This window comes from Mesorhizobium sp. P2_D5 (assembly GCF_056404355.1).
Genome location: NZ_JBFUEE010000002.1, coordinates 1,274,488 through 1,291,318, shown reverse-complemented (window position 1 = coordinate 1,291,318; position 16,831 = coordinate 1,274,488). Strand labels below are relative to the sequence as shown.

Below are 16,831 nucleotides of genomic sequence, written 5' to 3'. Positions count from 1 at the left end.
ATGGAATGGGGGCTGGCGGTTGCGGCCAAGATGCGCTAGTTCGCAGCGGACGGCTGCTGAAGCCGATTTGTACCAATCAACCATTTCAGGATTGTAAGCCGTGGTGAAAGTCATCGCCAGTTCGCTCCGTAAAGGCAATGTCGTCGACAAGGACGGCAAGCTTTATGTGATCCTCTTTGCCGAAAACATCCACCCAGGCAAGGGCACGCCGGTGACCCAGCTCGACATGCGCCGTATCGGCGACGGGGTGAAGGTGTCGGAGCGCTACCGCACCACCGAGCAGGTGGAGCGCGCCTATGTGGAAGAGCGCGAGCACACCTTCCTCTACGCCGACGGCGAAGGCTATCATTTCATGAATCCGGAAAGCTACGACCAGGTAGCGGTGTCGGAAGCTGTGGTCGGCGACATGGCGCCTTACCTGTTGGAAGGCATGGCCGTGCAGTTGTCACAGTTCAATGGCATTGCCATTTCACTGGTGCTGCCACAGCGCGCCACCTTCGAAGTGGTGGAAACCGAGCCGACAACCAAGGGACAGACGGCCTCGTCGTCCTACAAGCCGGCCGTACTTTCCAACGGCGTGCGCACGCTGGTGCCGCCGCACATCGCCCCCGGCACCCGCGTGGTGGTGATGACGGCGGATGGCGCTTATGTGGAGCGGGCGAAGGACTGAGAACAGCGCCTTCGCTCACAAACCCTTTGGGCTATCATCGATGATCAGGTACCGGCGTCGGGCGCGCTGGCCGTGGTATCGGTCTTTCGTAAGCTCGCGCTGAAAGCCTTTCTGACAAAGCGCCCCGATTTTTCATGCAGCGTGTCGCACAAGGCCCGCATGGTTCGTCCTCTGATGGAAGAAGGAGAACGCCATGAGAAAATTGATCGTCACCGAATTCATCAGCGTCGATGGCATTGCCGAGGTCGAGAAGCTGCCCGGCGTGACCTGGAACGACGAGATGAACAGGTTCAAGGAGGACGAGCTTGCCGACAGCGGCGCCATGCTTTTGGGGCGCACGACCTATGAGATTTTTGCCGGCTCGTGGCCCAAGGAAACGGGAGATTTTGCCGACCGGTTCAATGCGCTGCCAAAATATGTCGCATCGACCAGCCTGAAGGCGCTCGACTGGAAGCCTGCCGAATTGCTGAAGGGAGCCCTGCCGGAAGCGGTGAGGGCGCTGAAGCAAGGCAGCGGTGGCAACATCTATGTGCATGGCAGCCTTAGCGTCGCGCAGGAATTGCTGCGCCACGGCCTGGTCGATCGCGTCAGGCTGCTCAGCTACCCCGGCGCTGTCGGCCAGGGCAAGCCGTTGTTCCCCGTCGGCGAGCCAGTGGCGCTCGAGCTGATTTCGGCGACGCCGTTCAGCAACGGCGTCTTGTCGCTGGAATATGTGCCGGTGGCGAAGTCGTAGTTGGCTTCGTGGATGACAACAGCGCTCGACTTTAAACCCTTGTTTTCATGCATGTCGTTGTCCCAAAACCGGGGCCACTTTTGAGCGACATGCATTGGACGATCAATTGCCGACGTCGCCCCGCCTTCACCCGGCCTTCTTCCTCCGCCTGCCCTTGACGGCAGCGCCATTCCTAGCCTCCACCACCCGCTCGACCTCTCGCTTCAGCTGATCCTTTATGTCGGCCGTATCGTTCATCAAAGCGTCGATCTTCAGGAAATCGAGCACGCGGTATTTTGATACTGCCGGGCGGACCAGGATGTCGGGGCTGCACTGCTTCAGCTTGTTGGCGATGATCGACTGCATCATCAATTGCGTGGCGCCGAACATCAGGTCGACGGAGGTCGGGTGCTTGCGGTCGGCTTCTTCCGGCGCGCCGACCACGTCGACGCCGATGATGATGTCGGCATCGTTCTCGATCAGGTCGAACGGCACGGGGTTGTAGATGCCGCCGTCAATCAGCAGCCTTCCGTCGCGCGTCACCGGGCGGAACACAGCGGGTATGGCCGCCGAGGCGGCCAGTGCCGAGTGCAGGTCGCCGTCATGGAACACGGCGAGCTTGTGGCCGAAATAGTCGGTCGCCGTCACCTTGAGCGGGATCTTGAGCTCGGCGAAGGTCTCGGGGATAGCCTCGGGCAAAAAGGCCTTCAGGACGCGCTCGACGTTGAACTGGCTGACGCGGATGCCATTCTGCACGGCTTCGGCGATGGTGCCCGGTCGCGCCCGCCACATGCGGCTCGCCACTTCGGAGCGGCGGCCGAGGATCGAGCGGGCGTAGTCGTGGATGTCCCTGCCGGTCATGCCGGCGGCCATGCCGGCGCCGATGATGGCGCCGATCGACGAGCCGGCAATGGCCACCGGCCTGATGCCCAGTTCGTCCAGCGCCTCGATGACATGGATATGCGCCAGCCCGCGCGCACCGCCGCCGCCGAAGGCGATGCCGAAGGTCGGGCTCATCCTTGGGCTCATCCCTTGCCGGCCCCGGCCAGTTTCGGTCCGATGACCATGATGGTCGGCTCAGTCGACAGCAGCTTTTTCGCCGCCGCCTTGACCTGATCGAGCGTCACCGCGTTGATATAGCCAGCGCGGCGCTGCATGTAGTCGATCCCGAGATCGTCGAGCTGCAACTCGACCAGCGTCGAGGCAATGGAACTCGAAGAGTCCAGATTGTTGATGGCGTAAGCGCCGATCATGTATTTCTTGGTCGCCGCCAGCTCAGCCTCGGTCGGGCCTTCCTCGGCCAGTTGCTTGACCACGTCGCGGACGATGCCCAGCGTCTCGGCCGCCCGGTCCGACCGGGTCCCGGTGCTGACGACCAGTGCGTCGGCATGGTCCTGGTTGATCAGCGAGGAGTTGACGCTGTAGGCCAGCCCGCGCTTTTCGCGCACCTCCTGGAACAGACGCGAGGTGAAGGTGCCGCCGCCGAGGATCTCATTCATCAGCACGGCGGCAAAGAAATCCGGCGCCTTGCGCTTCACGCCGGGATAGGCGAGCTGCAGCGAGGTCTGCGGCAGGTCGTAGTCGACCTCGACATGCTGCGCCAGCTTCGGGTCGATATCGGCCACCGGCCTCAGCGCCTGGTTCCGCGGCAGGTCGCCGAACACCATGTCGAGCTTCTTCTTCAGCGTCTCGGGATCGATGGCGCCGACCACGGCGACATGCAAGCCGCCGCGCGCGAACACCGCCTTGTGCAAGGCTTTCAAATCATCCGGCGTGATGGTGGCGATGCTCTGCCTGGTGCCTTGGTCGGAGCGGGAATAGGGATGATCGCCATAGAGTGCGCGCGCCCATTTGTCCTGCGCGACCGTATCGGGATCGTTCTCGCCGGCGATGATGCCGGACAGGATCTGGGCGCGGATACGGTCGATCGGCAGCTGGTCGAAGCGCGGCTGGTTGACCGCCAGCCGCAACAGGTCGAACGCCTCGTCGCGCTGCTCGGCCAGCATGCGCATCGAGCCGTAGATGCCGTCGCGGCTTTCGTCGAAGCTCATCTCGGCGCCGGCGTCGTCGAGCTTGATCTGGAAGGCTTCTGAGTCGAGCGGGCCGGCGCCTTCGTCGAACAGGCCGGTCATCAGATTGGCCAGGCCCTCCTTGCCAACCGGATCCTGCGTCGAGCCACCGCCGAAGACGAAGCGGATGGCGACGACCGGCACCGAATAATCCTCGACCAGCCAGGCGGTGATGCCCTTTGGCGAGGTGACGGACTGGATGTCCATGGCGCGAGCGGTGAGTGCCGGCAGGATCAGGAAGAGGATGGAGAGGAAGAATGTTGCGAGGGTGCGCCATGCAATAATCGTCGGCAGCGACCAATTACGGAAGTCGGCGCTCCCCCTCACCCAGCCTCCGCTTCGCTCGGCTGACCTCTCCCCGTTGGGGAGAGGAGTTTGCCAGCGCTGGCGCCAGCCTCTTCTCCCCAGTGGGGAGAAGGTGGTCGCGAAGCGGCCGGATGAGGGGGCTGTCTCGCTCATGGGGATCGAATTTATCATCAATTCCCCGCCTGTTGCTGCGGCAGCAAATAGCCGGTCGTCGACCGGTCGAGCACCAGATAGCGCGCGGCGACGGCCTTGATCTCGTCTGCTGTCACCTTGCGGATGCGCTCCGGCCATTGCTGGACGTCTTGCACGTTGCCACCGGTGGCCAGCGTCGAGCCATAGATGTTGGCCATGGACTCCTGCTTGTCGCGGGCAAAGATCATCGAGCGCACATAGCGGTCCTTGGCCTTTTCGAGCTCCGACGACGTGACGCCGTCCCTGGCGATGCGCGCCACCTCGGCATCGACCGCAGCTTCGACATCGGCGAGCTTGGCGTCGCCGCGCGGGGCCCCATAGACGGTGAAATTGGTGTCGTCCAGCATCGTGCCCTGGAAATAGGCGCCGGCGTTGGACGCGATGCCTTGCTGGACGACGAGTGCCTGGTAGAGCCGGCTGCGGGTGCCGCCACCGAGGATCTCGGCCAGCAGGTCGAGTGCTTCGGCCTCACCCGGCTTGCCCGAGTGATAGGACGGCACCACCCACTGCGTGGAGAAACTCGGCACGCTGACGCGGGCGTCGGAGAGCGTGACCGTGCGCTTGGTGTTCTGCTCGGGTTCAACCGGGCGGATGCGCTGCGGCAGATCGGGGCCGCGCGCCACCTTGCCATAGGTTTTCTCGGCCAGGGCCCTCACCGTGTCCGGTTCGACATCGCCGGCCACGATCAGCACGGCGTTGTTGGGCCGGTAATATTTGTCATAGAAGGCGGTGGCATCGGTGCGGTTCAGCTGCTCCATCTCCTGCATCCAGCCGATGACCGGGATGCGGTAAGGCTGGTTCTGCCACAGCGTGGCGTCGACTTCCTCGTCCAGCACCGCCTCGGGATTGTTGTCGATGCGCGAGCGGCGCTCCTCCAGGATGACGTCGCGTTCGGTCTTGATGACGTCGTCGGTGAGGATGAGGTTGCGCATGCGGTCGGCCTCGAAACTCATCATCAGCTCAAGCGCCGACGGCGCCACCGTCTCGTGGAAGGCAGTGTAGTCGTAGGAGGTGAAGGCGTTGTTGGAGCCGCCGATATCGGAGATGGCGCGGTCGAACTCGCCGGCCACATGGTGGGTCGTCGCCTTGAACATCAGGTGCTCGAAGAAATGGGCGATGCCGGATTTTCCGGGCGGCTCGTCGGCGCTGCCTATCCTGTACCACACCATGTGGGTGACGATCGGCGCGCGGTGGTCGGGGATGACGACCACCTCCATGCCGTTGTCGAGCAGGAAATCCGTCACCTTGAACGCGTCCGGCTTCGCGTTGGCCAACACGGTGCTGTCGGCCAGGACCGGGCCGGTCATGGTGATAGCCAGCGATGTCGCCAGCAGTGTTGCGCGCCATTCAACCCTAGATGTCATCAATGGCTCCAATTTCCAGGCAGGACGATAGGCAAGGCGCTGGCGACAGCATAGTGAATTGTTGGTCATGTTGCCGGCAAAGGCGGCCGCAAAGAGGCCGGCATCGACGCAAGGCGCATCACGCAACCTCGATAAACCGGATCACTGTCTCGCCGTAATTGCGCTCATCCAGCACGGAAAAGCCGGGACCCGGCTCGAAGGGCGCCACAGCCGCCTCCTCGACCACGCATAGCGCGCCGGGACGAAGCCAGCCGCCGGCCTTGGCCGACTGCAAGGCTCGCTCGCCGAGGCCCTTGCCGTAGGGCGGATCGGCGAAGACGAGGCCGAACGGCGCGAGCGTGCCGGCCTCGCCAAGGCCGGTGGCATCGCGGCGAAAGATCTTGGTGCGGCCCGTCAGGCCGAAGGCCTCGACATTGTCGCGGATCAGGCCACGGCCTTCCGCCGATTCCTCGATGAAGACGCCGTAGGAGGCACCGCGCGACAGCGCTTCGAGGCCGAGCGCGCCGGTGCCGGCGAACAGGTCGAGCACGCGCGCCCCGTCCAATTGCTCCGCAAAACGATGCGCCAGCACATTGAAGACGGCCTCGCGGGTGCGATCGGTCGTCGGGCGGATAGCGCTGCTGCGGGGCGTCGCCAGGGGTCGCCCACGAAACTCACCGCCGACGATTCTCATCTTGCGCTAGGCCTCATTCCAATCCGGGCCTCATTTCGTCCTGGGACCCTTGGGGCCGCTGCGCGGCCGTTCGCCGCCACCGGCGCCGCCCGGACGCTCGCCACGCGGTTTGCCGAACGGCTTGGCGCCTGCCGGTTTGCCATAGGACGGCTTGAACGACGCCTTGCGCGCCTTGGCGTCGGCCGCCTTGGCGGCGTCGGCCTCAGCCCTGCCCTTGCCGATCGGCCGCGCGCCCGGTGCCATCCAGACATTGGCCTTGCGCTGGCCAGGCGGCTCGATCGGCCGCTGCTCGCGCTCGGATTTCTTGCCACCACCCGGCTTGCCACCAAAACTGCCGCGCGGCTTGTCGCCAAAGCCGCCACGGGGCTTGTCGCCAAAGCTGCGTTCGGGTCGCGGGCCGCGCTCGCCATAGCTCTTTTCCGGCCCGGCGCTTCTGTCGGGACTTGTCGACAGCTTGCCCAGTGCCTCGTCGCGGCTGCCTTCGCGGCGCTTGCGGTTCTTGATCAGCCCGCCCTCGCCGATCGGCCGGCGCTCGCCATCTCTGGTGAACTTCGGCCGCTCCGGCTCCGGCTCGCGAATCTCGGTGCGCCGCACCGGCTTGTTGGAAAACGGCTTTGAAATCTCGGCATCGAAATTGGCGCCCGATTCCTCGACCAGACGCTCGCCAAGCTGGTCGCGCAGCACCCGGCCCTTGATCTCCAGCACATGGCCCTCGGCGAGGTCATCGAGCTGGAACGGTCCGTAGGAAATGCGGATCAGCCGCGTCACATCCAGGCCAAGCGAACCGAGGATGTTCCTGACTTCGCGGTTCTTGCCCTCGCGCAGGCCGATCGTCAGCCAGGCATTGGTGCCTTGCTCGCGGTCGAGCGTCGCTTCGATGGCGCCGTAAAAGACTCCGTCGACGGCAATCCCTTCACGCAGGCCGGCGAGCGCGCTTTCCTCGACCTTGCCGTGGACGCGCACGCGGTAGCGGCGCAGCCAGCCGGTGGCCGGCAGTTCGAGCACGCGCGACAAGCCGCCATCATTGGTGAGCAGCAGCAGGCCTTCGGTGTTGATGTCGAGGCGGCCGATGGTCATCAGCCGCGGCAATTCGGCCGGCAGCACGTCGAAGACGGTCTTGCGGCCCTCGGGATCGCGGTTGGTGGTGACGACACCGGCAGGCTTGTGGAACAGGAACAGCCGTGTGCGCTCGATCGGCGGGATTTCCATGCCGTCGAGGTGGATGATGTCGTCGGGCATGACGTTGAAGGCCGGCGAGGTCAGCGCCCGGCCATTGACCTTGACGCGGCCGGCGGCGATCAGTTCCTCGGCATCGCGGCGCGAAGCAAGGCCGGCGCGCGCCAGCCGCTTGGCGATGCGCTCGCCTGCCTCTTCCGTCACTTCCGCCGAACGCGGACGCGGTTTGAAGCCAGCACCCGATGCCCCTTGCGGCCGATCACTGAAGTCGCGCTTGGGACGGTCGCCACCGAAGTCACGCTTGGGGCGATCGGCGAAGTCGCGCTTGGGACGGTCAGCGAAATCGCGCTTCGGACGATCGCCGGCGTCGCGCGGCGCGCGATCGCTGAAATCCCGCTTGGGACGTTCGAAGCGCTTTTCGCCGCCCTCCGCCGCCGCAGCAGCCGGACGGTCGCCGCGTGGTGCATAAGGCTTGCGCGGTCCTTCGCGCTTTTCATACGGCTTGCGCTCGCCTTCGGCCGCCGTCGGACGGTCGCCACGTGGCGCATAAGGCTTGCGCGGTCCTTCGCGCTTTTCATACGGCTTGCGCTCGCCTTCGGCCGCCATCGGACGGTCGCCACGTGGCGCATAAGGCTTGCGCGGTCCTTCGCGCTTCTCATACGGCTTGCGCTCGCCTTCGGCGGCCATCGGGCGGTCGCCGCGCGGTGCGTAGGGCTTGCGCGGTCCTTCGCGCTTTTCATAAGGCTTGCGCTCGCCTTCGGTGGCCATCGGACGATCGCCGCGCGGTGCGTAGGGCTTGCGTGGTCCCTCGCGCTTCTCAAAGGGCTTGCCTTCGGAGCGCGGACCCTTGCCGAATGGCTTGTCACCACCCTTGAAGTCGCGCTTCGGCCGCTCGCCCTCAGCAGCCATCGGCCGATCTCCGCGTGGGGCGTAAGGTTTCTTGGCGCCAAAGGACGGCTTGCCGCCCTTGTCGGCGGCGCCATCACGGCTGCGCGGTCCGGCAGCTTTCGAGCCGCTCCTGACCGGACCCTTTTTGGGTCGGAATTTCTTGTTGTTGTCGTCCATGTGGCCTTTGTCCGTTTGCGCTGCTACAGCGTGGCGCATCCTTTTGGGCGCGCAACGAACGCTGTAGCACTTTTGATTTGGCGCATGATCATTTCCGAAAACCGAGTCCGATTTTCGGGGTTATGCGCTCAATAACAGGATCACCAGAGTTTGTCAGGGAAAAGTGGAGACCGGCTTTTTCCGAAAAGACAAACGAAAATCAAAAGCCTGGAGCAAGTGTGGTTCATTCGGAAGCGGACTTGCTCCAGCGAGTGGCGAGGAGATAATCGGAATGGAGATCGCGTGAAGCGGCCGGATTTCATGGCGCTGGCGCTGAAAGAGGCTGAGGCCGCCGCCTTGCGCGGCGAAGTGCCGGTCGGCGCCGTGATCGCCAGCGGCGGCACAGTGATTGCCAGCGCCGGCAACCGCACCCGCGAGCTTGCCGACCCGACGGCGCACGCCGAGATGCTGGTCATCCGCGAGGCCTGCCGCAAGCTCTCGAGCGAGCGGCTCACCGGCTATGATCTCTATGTGACGCTGGAGCCTTGCGCCATGTGCGCCGGCGCCATTTCCTTCGCCCGGCTGCGCCGGCTCTATTTCGGCGCCGCCGACGACAAGGGGGGCGCGGTGATTAATGGCGCGCGCTTCTTCGCCTCGACGACCTGCCACCACGCGCCCGACATCTATCCGGGCATGGGCGAGACCGAAGCGGCCCTGCTGCTCAAAGGATTTTTCCGGGAGCGGCGCGACTGAACCGGGCGCACCGCAAAGGCAACGAAGCGTGGCCCGTTCTTACAGGGACGGCAGCCAGTCGAACCAGCCGCTGCCCTTCTTGCCCTCCGCCTCTTTCTTCAGGCGGCGTTCCTTCTTGTATTCGTCTTCGCCAAGCTCGTTCTGCGGCGCGGTGTCGGAGGCGACGCGATATTGCACCGGCGGCTCGCTCAGATATTTACGGGTGTTCGGATCGCCCTGCTTGCTTTCGACAAGGCGGCGCTGGATCTCGGCGGCACGACCTTTGTCCGAATCCGCGGGGCTCCACGCCGGCGGGTGGCTCGAGCCTGAATCCGCCATTGCCTTCTTGATCGATGCTGGATCGGACTGCACGTCGTCGACGATCTCTGACTGATAAGCCGGATCGTTCTGATGGGCGGTCGCGTCGGCGCGCAGGCGGGCGCGACGCTGCTCCGGCGATTCGGGCCATTCGGCGCTCGCCGTCTCGATGCTGTCCTGCGGCGCCGGCAACACTTCCTTCTGGCCAGGTGCCGGCTTGACCAGCGTCGGGCGCGGCTTGTAGTCGATCCGTTCCTTTTGCTTCGGCGCGATCGAAAAGGCGCTTGAAATATCGCCGGCCAGCTGTTCACCGGCGGTCTTGTCGGTGCCATAGGTCGGAGAGCTCATGCAGCCGGACAGAGCGAGGCCCGATGCGACAAGCGGCGCCAGCAGCGCCAGGCGCACGTTATATCTCTCGGTCATGCCAAAAAGTCCCACTCTAGACAGCCTCTCGATTGCCACCGGCCCTGTGTCCGGTCCCCGTCGTCCAAGCACTTGCGACGGAAATCCGGCGACAATTTGTCTTCCGGAGTTTCGCGTGTTTACCTCAACCACTCGTTAAGGGCAACGCGCGGGCGGTTTTCGCCCGCCCGGCGTGGTATTTGTGCACCGATAGAGCCATTCTGACCGGCCGGCCTGTCAAAGCCGGCCAAGCGCTTTCAACTCATGCAGCACCGCCGCATCCCTGGCCGAAACGTCGGGAAACGCAACGTCCTGCCCGACATCGGCGGTGTAGCGCCATGAACGCGCGCACTTCACCAGGCCGCGGTCCTCGGCCTTCTCGACCACGACGGCGACACCCCTGACGTCGTCGAGCGTGAAGGCGCCAGCCGGCACCTCGCCATGCGCGATGACCAGATCGCTGGTGATCGCCATCTCGGCCATGTCGACATCGGATATCGCCGCTTCGAGCGCTGCATCGTCGATGGTGACGACCGGCACCGCTTCCAGCGACGAACCGATCACCTTCTGTGCGCGCGCGATCTCCAGCGCGCCGGTGACGACGCGTCGCACCTGCCGCACCTTGCGCCACTTTTCCGCCAGCGCCTCATTCTTCCAATCCGCCGGGATTTGCGGAAACTGGTCGAGATGCACCGAGACGGCGTCCGCATGAAGGTCGAGCCAGGCTTCTTCCATGGTGAAAGGCAGCATCGGCGCCAGCCATTTGACCAGACATTCGAAGAGATGACGCACCACTTGCACCGAGGCCTTGCGCCTAACGCTCGACGGCGCGTCGCAGTACAGCGCGTCCTTGCGGATGTCGAAATAGAAGGCCGACAGTTCCACCACCATGAAATCAAGCAGCATGCGCGTGATGCGCTTGAATTCGAAGGCGTCGTAGCCCGATCGCACCACCTCATCCAGCTCGGCCAGCCGATGCAGCATCAGCCGCTCAAGCTCCGGCATCTTGTCGAGCGGCACCTCCTCGCCATCGTCATGGGCAAGTGTGCCCAGCATCCAGCGGATGGTGTTGCGCAGCTTGCGATAGGCGTCGATGTTGGTCTGCAGCACATTCTTGCCGAGACGCTGGTCTTCCCAATAGTCGGTCGTCACCACCCACAGGCGCAGGATGTCGGCGCCCGACTGCTTGATGACGTCCTGTGGCACGACGGTGTTGCCGAGCGACTTCGACATCTTGCGGCCGTCTTCATCCATGGTGAAGCCGTGGGTGACGACGGTGTCGTAAGGCGCCCTGCCCCTGGTGCCGCAGCTTTCCAGCAGCGACGAGTGGAACCAGCCGCGATGCTGGTCGGAGCCTTCGAGATAGACATCGGCCGGCCATTTCAAATCCGGGCGATCCTCCAGCGTGAAAGCGTGAGTCGAGCCCGAATCGAACCAGACGTCGAGGATGTCCATCACCTGTTTCCACTTGGATGCATCGTGGTTGCCCAGGAAACGCTCCTTGGCGCCGGCGGCGAACCAGGCATCGGCGCCTTCCTGCTCGAAAGCGTCCATGATGCGCTGGTTGACAGCCTCGTCCTTCAGCACATTGCCGTCGCCATCGGCGAAGACGGCAATCGGCACGCCCCAGGCGCGCTGGCGCGACAGCACCCAGTCAGGGCGCTCCTCGATCATGGCGCGGATGCGGTTCTGGCCGGCGGCTGGCACGAAACGGGTGTCGTCGATCGCCTTCAGCGCGCGGCTGCGCAACGTCGAGCCATCGCCGAGATCCTTGTCCATATAGACAAACCACTGCGGCGTGTTGCGGAAGATGATCGGTTTTTTGGACCGCCAGGAATGCGGATAGGAGTGCTTCAGCCGGCCGCGTGCGAACAGCGCGTTGCGCTTGATCAACTCATCGATGACTGCCTGGTTGGCGTTGCCCTTCTTGCCATTGTCGTCGATGACGCGCGCGGCTCCGCCCTCGCGGTCCGGGCCAAAACCCGGCGCGTCCTTGGTGAAGAAGCCGCCATCGTCGACGGTGAACGGAATGGCGCTGTCGATGCCGCGCGCGCGCAAATCCGCCGCGGCATCCATCCAGGCATCAAAGTCCTCGCGGCCATGGCCGGGCGCGGTGTGGACGAAGCCGGTGCCGGCATCGTCGGTGACATGGTCGCCGGCGAGCATCGGCACGGGAAACTCATAGCCGCCGCCAAAACCCTTGAACGGATGGGAAAGCGTAAGCCTTCCAAACTCTTGCGGCGAAACACTGCGAAGCCGATTCAAGGTGACCTTGGCCTTGGCAGCGGACTCGTCGGCCAGCGCGTCGGCGAAGATCAGCTTTTCGCCCGGCTGCGGGCCGAACGCATTCTCGGCCGCTGTTACCTCGTAGAGGCCATAGCTGATGCGAGCCGAGTAGTTGACGGCGCGGTTGCCCGGGATCGTCCATGGCGTCGTCGTCCAGATGACGACGTGGGCCTGCAACAGATCCAGCGCCCCTTCCGTCAGTTTGGTCACGCCGTCATCGACCGGCTGGACCAGGCTGACGACCGGGAACTTCACCCAGATCGTGTCGGACTCGTAATCCTGGTACTCGACCTCGGCCTCGGCAAGTGCCGTGCGTTCGACCACACTCCACATCACCGGCTTGGAGCCGCGATAGAGTTGGCCCGACATGGCGAACTTCAGCAGCTCGCCGGCGATGCGTGACTCGGCATGGAAGGCCATCGTCGTATAGGGGTTCTTGAAGTCGCCGATGACGCCGAGCCGCTGGAACTCGCCGCCCTGCACCGTGATCCAGTGCGCGGCGAACTCGCGGCATTCCTGGCGGAACTCGTTGACCGGAACCTCGTCCTTGTTCTTGCCCTTGGCGCGATACTGCTCCTCGATCTTCCATTCGATCGGCAGGCCATGGCAGTCCCAGCCCGGCACGTAGTTCGAGTCATAGCCACGCATCTGGAACGAGCGGGTGATGACGTCCTTGAGGATCTTGTTCAGCGCGTGACCGATATGGATGTTGCCGTTGGCGTAGGGCGGACCGTCATGCAGCACGTATTTGGTGCGGCCGGCCGCGCTCTCACGCAGCTTGCGGTAGAGGTCCATGTCCTGCCAGCGCTGGACCAGCAGCGGCTCCTTTTCGGGCAAGCCGGCGCGCATCGGGAAATCCGTCTGCGGCAAATAGAGCGTCTTGGAATAGTCGATTGTTGAATTATTGGACGTTTTGTCGGTCATTGGTCTGCCATCTACATTACCCGGCCGCGAAGGGCTCGGGCGTGAGGTCGTTGCTTTGACGCATATCGTTTTCCCAAAACCGAAGCCACTTTTGGGCGATATGCGTTGATGATCTGGAAAAAGCGCGAGAGGCCGCGCGCAAAATTCCCGGCGGCTCCGGCGACCCCTCAGGCCGCCCGGAACACCGGGCCGGTAATTCGTATGGTCAGCGCGTGAAGGCGCGAAAAGCTCGTCATCGGTGGGCTTTTAGCGGAGATAGGCGCAGGAATAAAGTGTCTCTCGCTCGATTCCGTTACATCGTAAAATCGAAGCGGTAGCTGGTCGACACGCCGATCATGAACTGATTGCGGTCGCCGCGTTCCCTGACCAGGCTGGAATCGGCCGCCGGTCCCATCAGGCGCGCATATTCACCGAACAGGCTGGCGGTCATCGGCTCCGTCACCTTCCAGGTTATCGCGCCACCGAGGCCGGTCGACTTCAGGCCGCCGCCGGGATGATATTCACTGAGCCCGGAGGCCACGGCCTCCTGTGCGTCGACGCCATAATAGGCATCGAAATATTTTTCCGAGGCGAAGGACACACGCGGTCCCCCAGAAATCCGGACAGTTGGCGTGACATCATAAAAAGCGTCGGCGGCGATATCGGCGACAAAGCCGTTATGGGCGCGGATGCCGTGGCGCAGCTCGGCGCGTGCGCGCAGCCAATCGGTCGGATAGAATTCGAAGAAGCCGCCGACCTCGCCGCCCCAGCGCACCGGATCGAGGCCCTTCAGTTCATCGGCATTGTCGTCATCACGGGAAAACAGGAACTTGCCGGTCACGCCGGCGCGAACGCCGCCATCGTCGATCAAGGCCAGCGAGATGTTGTCGTTGCGCGACGTGAAGCGGGCCGCCGGTCCGGCCTTGCCCAGCGAGATGATCGGCGAGGCGCTGAGCAGGTATTTCTTGCCGCCCTCGAAGTCCGGCGCGATCATGCCGGTTGCGCCAACGGTCAGATACCAGTCGCCGGACAGCCAGCTGCCCTCGCCCGCATTGGCTGCGCCCGCGCCACCCAGCAGCGCAGCAGCCAACACCACAGAGATTCTTCCGACCGGACTCATGGCCACTCCACTAACACAACGCGCACTGTTTACCGATGACAGCTTTGAAGGCCGTTTGGTAAAATTTGATTTAAATCCGAGACGTCCGATCACGGATTGCGGCGCTGCAGCTTTCGGCCATCGACTGGACGTTGGCAAGCGCCGGGATTAACCTCCGCCTGGCAGTATCCCGCAGCCCCAGATGGAGACCGCGACAATGACCCTGCATGGCGACGCCTTGAGAACCGCGATGGAACAGACACGGACAAAATGGGGGTGGTTCGTCGCGCTTGGCGTGCTGCTGCTCATCTTCGGCGGCATTGCCTTCGGCAATCTGTTCATCGCCACGGTGGCTTCGGTCTATGTCGTGGGCTGGCTGATGCTGATGGCCGGCGTCATCGAGATCGTGCATGCCTTCGGCGTCAAGACCTGGGGCCGCTTCTTCTACTGGCTGCTCAGCGGATTGCTCTATTCCATCGCCGGATTTTTCGCCTTCGACAATCCGCTGCTGGCTTCGGCGGTACTAACGTTCCTGCTGGCGATCTCGCTGATCGCTTCCGGGGTGCTCCGGGCCTGGGTCGGCTACAGCCACAGGCCGGAACCCGGCTGGGGCTGGATCGTCACCGCCGGCGTCATCAGCGCGCTTGCCGGCCTGATCATCGCCATGGGCTGGCCCGTCAACAGCCTGTGGGTGCTCGGGCTGTTTCTGGCGATCGACCTGATCTTCCAGGGCTGGACCTTCATCGCCGTCGGCCTGGCGCTGAAAAAGTGAATTTTGCCTGGGCACGATCTTGTCCGAAAACCGGTTCCCACTTTTCGGGACCATGCCTAGAAGGCCATGGCCGCGTCGAGTTCGGAGAGCGGCGTAACGCCGGCAAGCAGCGCGCGCGCTTCGGCTTCATCGCGCTTCATCTGCGCGACCAGCGCGTCGAGCCCTTCGAACTTCACCTCCGGGCGCAGGAAACCGAAGAAGGAAACCTGGCAGACCTCGCCATAGAGGTCGCCTGAGAAATCAAAGACGAAGGTTTCCAGCAGCGGCGCGCCGTTGTCGTCGACGGTCGGGCGGCGGCCGAAGCTGGCGACACCGTCGTGAAGCGTGCCATCGGCGCGACGAAAGCGGACGGCATAGATGCCCTCCTTGAGCGCGGCTTCCGTGGAAAGCCTCATGTTCGCGGTTGGAAAGCCAAGCGTGCGGCCGATCTGCTGGCCGCCCACAACCTCGCTTTCGACGGTGAAGCGATAGCCGAGCAGTCCGGCCGCCTCGGCCACCGCGCCCTCGCTCAGCAAGCCGCGGATGCGGCTTGACGACACCACCTCGTGGCCCTCGTCACGAAAGGCGTCGACGAGCGTGACGCCGAAGCCATGACGCTCGCCGGCTGCCATCAGGTAGGCCGGGCCGCCTTGACGGTCCTTGCCGAAATGGAAATCGAACCCGGTCACGGCGTGGGTAATGCCGAGGTTCCTTTCCAGCACGTCGGTCACGAAAGCTTCCGCCGACAGCGAGGCGAAGTCGCGCGTGAACGGCTGCTCGACAAGCGCGGCAAAACCCAGCAACGACAGGAGCCCCGCCTTCATCGGCGGCGGCGTCAGCACGAACAACGGCATGTCAGGCTTGAAGACCTTGCGCGGATGCGGCTCGAATGTCAGCACCAGGGCCGGCACCTGGCGCCGACCGGCTTCGGCCAGGGCTCGCTCGAGCACCGTCTGATGGCCGCGATGGACACCGTCGAAATTGCCGATCGCCACCACGCCGCCACGCAAATCCGCAGGCAGCGGCGCGGTTGCCAAAATGTGCTGGAAGGCCGCCATCGTCACCTACCGCAGTCTGGGAATGACAGCCACTGGACGATACCCATACTTTTCCAGGAAGGTTGCCAGCCTTGCCGGATCCGGTTGCAATGCATCGCCATAGTCGCGCGCATGGATGCCGCCGGACACATAGAGAACGTCGAAACCATTGTCGACCGCGCCCTTCACGTCGGTCATCATGCCGTCGCCGATGGCCAGCACCTGCGAACGCTCGATCGGCCGGCCAAGAATCTCGGCAACCTCCTTCATCGCGACGTTATAGATCGGCGCGTAAGGTTTTCCGGCGACAAAAGTGCGGCCGCCGAGCTGGGCATAATCGCGTGCCAGCGCACCGGCACACCAGATGATGCGTTCGCCGCGTTCGACCACGATATCGGGATTTGCACAGATGAAGGGCAGGTTCCTGGCGCGCAACCGCCGCAGAAGCTCGGTGTAGTCCTCGGGCTTCTCGACCTCGTCATCGAAGAGGCCGGTGCAGACCACGCCGGACGCCTCGAATTCCTCGACAAGCTCAACGTCGAGACCGTCATAGAGGGTGAAATCGCGGTCGGCGCCAATATGGAAGATCTTTCGGGGGCCCTCGGCGATCAGGTCGCGGGTCACGTCGCCTGACGTCACGACACGGTCGTAGGCTGATGGCGGGACGCCGATCGCGTTCATCTGCGCCACGACATCGGCACTTCTGCGCGGCGAATTCGTAATCAGGACGATGGGGATTTGTGCCTCGCGAGCCCTCGCCAGCGCCGAGGCCGCGACAGGAAAGTGCGTCTCGCCATTGTGCACCACACCCCAGACATCGCACAGGATTGCCGAATAGGGCTTCGACACGTCTTCGAGCGAGCCGATGATTTCAGGCGAATCCGCCATGCCGTTTCCTTCAGTCATGATCATTGCGAGCGCCGCGGCCGACGGTTCGCCGCAGCCGGTTCCGATTAACCGAACCGCCCCGGCCTGTCACCAGCTTTCGCCCGGATGCCGGATTGGTTAGCGGTTGGTGAAGCGCGGACCAAGCAATCGAGCGGTTTCCCAAACCCGTCCTTCAGCGTTTTGTGGAAAGTTGGCGCCTGATCAAGAAT

At 63.8% G+C, this 16,831-nt stretch carries 14 protein-coding genes; 4 read left to right on the top strand and 10 right to left on the bottom strand.

The window, feature by feature from the left end:
• Positions 1-100: 100 nt before the first annotated feature.
• Together efp and AC1DYW_RS12985 are read left to right on the top strand one after the other, a co-directional pair.
• Positions 101-670, top strand: a complete 570-nt coding sequence (gene efp / locus AC1DYW_RS12990; RefSeq protein WP_095085972.1) for an elongation factor P — start codon at positions 101-103, stop codon at positions 668-670.
• A gap of 193 nt (positions 671-863) precedes the next feature.
• A complete protein-coding gene (locus AC1DYW_RS12985; RefSeq protein WP_477226390.1) occupies positions 864-1,403 on the top strand; it encodes a dihydrofolate reductase family protein in 540 nt (179 codons plus the stop codon).
• 126 nt (positions 1,404-1,529) lie between these two features.
• Here AC1DYW_RS12985 and AC1DYW_RS12980 read toward each other — a convergent pair whose 3' ends face one another.
• The 5 genes from AC1DYW_RS12980 to AC1DYW_RS12960 all read right to left on the bottom strand — a co-directional run bounded on the left by AC1DYW_RS12980 (position 1,530) and on the right by AC1DYW_RS12960 (position 8,227).
• On the bottom strand, positions 1,530-2,399 hold the full coding sequence (locus AC1DYW_RS12980; protein WP_477226389.1) for a patatin-like phospholipase family protein: 870 nt from the start codon (positions 2,397-2,399) through the stop codon (positions 1,530-1,532).
• Positions 2,400-2,407: 8 nt separating this feature from the next.
• Entirely contained in the window at positions 2,408-3,778 is a 1,371-nt protein-coding gene (locus AC1DYW_RS12975; protein ID WP_477226388.1) for a M16 family metallopeptidase, read from the bottom strand.
• A gap of 149 nt (positions 3,779-3,927) precedes the next feature.
• The gene (locus AC1DYW_RS12970; protein WP_477226387.1) at positions 3,928-5,313 is read right to left on the bottom strand and encodes a M16 family metallopeptidase; all 1,386 of its coding nucleotides are present in this window, start codon (positions 5,311-5,313) and stop codon (positions 3,928-3,930) included.
• Positions 5,314-5,431: 118 nt separating this feature from the next.
• Complete coding sequence (gene rsmD, locus AC1DYW_RS12965; RefSeq protein WP_477226386.1) at positions 5,432-5,986, bottom strand: 16S rRNA (guanine(966)-N(2))-methyltransferase RsmD; 555 nt, start codon at positions 5,984-5,986, stop codon at positions 5,432-5,434.
• 30 nt (positions 5,987-6,016) lie between these two features.
• Positions 6,017-8,227, bottom strand: coding sequence for a pseudouridine synthase (locus AC1DYW_RS12960; protein ID WP_477226385.1), 2,211 nt, complete (start codon positions 8,225-8,227; stop codon positions 6,017-6,019).
• 282 nt (positions 8,228-8,509) lie between these two features.
• Here AC1DYW_RS12960 and AC1DYW_RS12955 point away from each other — a divergent pair, with 282 nt between their 5' ends.
• Positions 8,510-8,959: a nucleoside deaminase gene (locus tag AC1DYW_RS12955; protein WP_477226384.1), complete on the top strand. Its 450-nt coding sequence runs from the start codon at positions 8,510-8,512 to the stop codon at positions 8,957-8,959.
• Positions 8,960-8,998: 39 nt separating this feature from the next.
• On the opposite strand, the gene AC1DYW_RS12950 is transcribed toward AC1DYW_RS12955, so the two are convergent.
• From AC1DYW_RS12950 to AC1DYW_RS12940, 3 genes are all read right to left on the bottom strand, one after another.
• Entirely contained in the window at positions 8,999-9,679 is a 681-nt protein-coding gene (locus tag AC1DYW_RS12950; RefSeq protein ID WP_457152033.1) for a hypothetical protein, read from the bottom strand.
• A gap of 216 nt (positions 9,680-9,895) precedes the next feature.
• Complete coding sequence (gene ileS, locus AC1DYW_RS12945) at positions 9,896-12,868, bottom strand: isoleucine--tRNA ligase (protein WP_477226383.1); 2,973 nt, start codon at positions 12,866-12,868, stop codon at positions 9,896-9,898.
• A 292-nt stretch (positions 12,869-13,160) separates the two neighbouring features.
• A complete protein-coding gene (locus AC1DYW_RS12940) occupies positions 13,161-13,967 on the bottom strand; it encodes a MipA/OmpV family protein (RefSeq protein ID WP_477226382.1) in 807 nt (268 codons plus the stop codon).
• A gap of 196 nt (positions 13,968-14,163) precedes the next feature.
• Here AC1DYW_RS12940 and AC1DYW_RS12935 point away from each other — a divergent pair, with 196 nt between their 5' ends.
• Complete coding sequence (locus AC1DYW_RS12935; protein WP_477226381.1) at positions 14,164-14,718, top strand: HdeD family acid-resistance protein; 555 nt, start codon at positions 14,164-14,166, stop codon at positions 14,716-14,718.
• Between the two features lie 56 nt (positions 14,719-14,774).
• On the opposite strand, the gene AC1DYW_RS12930 is transcribed toward AC1DYW_RS12935, so the two are convergent.
• Positions 14,775-15,755: a bifunctional riboflavin kinase/FAD synthetase gene (locus AC1DYW_RS12930; protein ID WP_477226380.1), complete on the bottom strand. Its 981-nt coding sequence runs from the start codon at positions 15,753-15,755 to the stop codon at positions 14,775-14,777.
• A gap of 6 nt (positions 15,756-15,761) precedes the next feature.
• Positions 15,762-16,622 carry a TIGR01459 family HAD-type hydrolase gene (locus tag AC1DYW_RS12925; protein ID WP_477226379.1) on the bottom strand — a complete coding sequence of 287 codons (861 nt, stop codon included), beginning with the start codon at positions 16,620-16,622 and terminating at the stop codon, positions 15,762-15,764.
• Positions 16,623-16,831: the final 209 nt, after the last annotated feature.

Bases quoted from the DNA above. Each gene is read 5' to 3' on its own strand.
- ileS (WP_477226383.1), bottom strand. From the start codon at position 12,868: ATGACCGACAAAACGTCCAATAATTCAACAATCGACTATTCCAAGACG.
- AC1DYW_RS12930 (WP_477226380.1), bottom strand. From the start codon at position 15,755: ATGGCGGCCTTCCAGCACATTTTGGCAACCGCGCCGCTGCCTGCGGAT.
- AC1DYW_RS12970 (WP_477226387.1), bottom strand. From the start codon at position 5,313: ATGACATCTAGGGTTGAATGGCGCGCAACACTGCTGGCGACATCGCTG.
- AC1DYW_RS12935 (WP_477226381.1), top strand. From the start codon at position 14,164: ATGACCCTGCATGGCGACGCCTTGAGAACCGCGATGGAACAGACACGG.
- rsmD (WP_477226386.1), bottom strand. From the start codon at position 5,986: ATGAGAATCGTCGGCGGTGAGTTTCGTGGGCGACCCCTGGCGACGCCC.
- AC1DYW_RS12925 (WP_477226379.1), bottom strand. From the start codon at position 16,622: ATGGCGGATTCGCCTGAAATCATCGGCTCGCTCGAAGACGTGTCGAAG.
- AC1DYW_RS12950 (WP_457152033.1), bottom strand. From the start codon at position 9,679: ATGACCGAGAGATATAACGTGCGCCTGGCGCTGCTGGCGCCGCTTGTC.
- AC1DYW_RS12985 (WP_477226390.1), top strand. From the start codon at position 864: ATGAGAAAATTGATCGTCACCGAATTCATCAGCGTCGATGGCATTGCC.
- AC1DYW_RS12960 (WP_477226385.1), bottom strand. From the start codon at position 8,227: ATGGACGACAACAACAAGAAATTCCGACCCAAAAAGGGTCCGGTCAGG.
- AC1DYW_RS12980 (WP_477226389.1), bottom strand. From the start codon at position 2,399: ATGAGCCCGACCTTCGGCATCGCCTTCGGCGGCGGCGGTGCGCGCGGG.
- AC1DYW_RS12940 (WP_477226382.1), bottom strand. From the start codon at position 13,967: ATGAGTCCGGTCGGAAGAATCTCTGTGGTGTTGGCTGCTGCGCTGCTG.